This window comes from Streptomyces sp. NPDC058964 (assembly GCF_042741275.1).
Taxonomy (GTDB): Bacteria; Actinomycetota; Actinomycetes; order Streptomycetales; family Streptomycetaceae; genus Streptomyces.
The window spans coordinates 1-1459 of the sequence record NZ_JBHYKH010000302.1 but is presented as its reverse complement, the minus strand read 5'-3'; the positions used below and the strand labels follow the sequence as shown (position 1 = coordinate 1459).

Genomic DNA, 1459 nt, shown 5'->3' with positions numbered 1-1459 from the left:
GACTCCCGCGTCGCGGCGGTGAACTCCAACTCTGCCTTCGCCAGCATATGGCCCAGCCGCCGCAGACGGTCCGCTTCCTGCGGCCCCTCGGGCCGCACCTCCGATTCCGCCGCCGGTTCAGTCCCCAGAGCGGCCAATGCCGCATTGATCTGTTCAGCACTCACCGAACGCTCACTTCGGTTACTCACACCCTTAGCTTCGCTCCATGTTCGCGCTCTCGCCCGCCCACACACCGGCGGAACACCGCTGGTTCAAGATCACCCTGTCGGCGCGGTGCCCCGTGGACCCGGCCAGGCTCGTGCGCGCGCCTGGAACGGCATACGCCGCTACCTCGCCTACCTCCAGCCAGCCCTTACCGCGCCGCCCAGAGTCCGACACGCCGGAGTTCACCCACACGGGTGATCACTCCCGCTCGTACGACGCGGCCTCCGCACGACATGCTGAACGGGGCGGGTATCACCGGGCCTCCCGCGGAGGAAGCGGCTTGGAGCCGGATCGCTCCCTGCGGAGGTCATGAACCAGATGGGTTCATCCGGGCCGAGTTCCCCGACCGCCGGCGCTGGTAGTCGCTCGCGGCCGTCGCGATGCCCGAGCGATCACTCACCGTGCCCCACGCTTCAAGCGGTGCACGAAGACGCGACAGTGCACACATGCGAGCCCACCAGTCCCACGGCCGGGTACTGCCGGGATGACACATCGGTCGGGCCCGGCCCGGCAGATGCTCGTGCCCGGACTGTCGGTGCCAGCCGCCATATCCCCCTCGCCGGGCACAACGTCGCACGGCTGCCCCTGCCCGCCGTCCCGGGGCACGAGGTCGCCGGGGCCGTCGGCCTCGGCCCGCAGGCCACCGCGTTCACCGTCGGGGACCATGTGGTGGGCTGTCTCGTCCAGTGGTGCGGCGGCTGCCCGGCGTGCCGGCCATACCAGTGTGGGCGGCCCCAGGCCACCCTGCGGGATCCGGAGCACCAGGGCCCGCGGCTGAGAGCCGTCAGGGGCGGCCGGTGACACAGGGGATGGGGGGTGCTGGGTGGGGTTCGCGCCGCTCGCGCTCGTCACTGTCCGGGTTCTCCGGCCATCGGCGGGAGCCGCTCACGGCTCACCACGGTCTGCACGAGTCCAGATCAGGACTCCGGGGCTGAGCTGCCTTGCACCGGCACCGGCCGGTTCCCCGGCGGTCGGCTCTTGCCTGCCTGCACTTCCCACCTCGGTCTCCAACCGGGCGAATCCGCATGTCTCGTCGTACACGACCTCGTTCAGCGTCGTGTCGAGGCCACAGCGGGGAACTCACACGGAGAGATCCGCAGAGCCACCACTGTCCTGACGAAGCGGGTCCGCTTCGCGTGGAACCCGCCGCGCGGAGCAGTGGAATGCGTCACGCTGGGTGCCCGACGTGCAGGGGGGGGCCCCCCCGGGGGGGGCCCCCCCCCCCGCGCGCGGTGCCCCGGCGGCGCGCTCAGTG

At 71.5% G+C, this 1459-nt stretch carries 1 protein-coding gene; it reads left to right on the top strand.

Features of this window, described 5'->3' with window-relative positions; genetic code table 11:
* Positions 1 to 513: 513 nt before the first annotated feature.
* A complete protein-coding gene (locus ACFW2E_RS30020) occupies positions 514 to 1005 on the top strand; it encodes an alcohol dehydrogenase catalytic domain-containing protein (RefSeq protein ID WP_384470212.1) in 492 nt (163 codons plus the stop codon).
* The last annotated feature ends 454 nt before the right edge of the window (positions 1006 to 1459 follow it).

Bases quoted from the DNA above. Each gene is read 5' to 3' on its own strand.
- ACFW2E_RS30020 (WP_384470212.1), top strand. From the start codon at position 514: ATGAACCAGATGGGTTCATCCGGGCCGAGTTCCCCGACCGCCGGCGCT.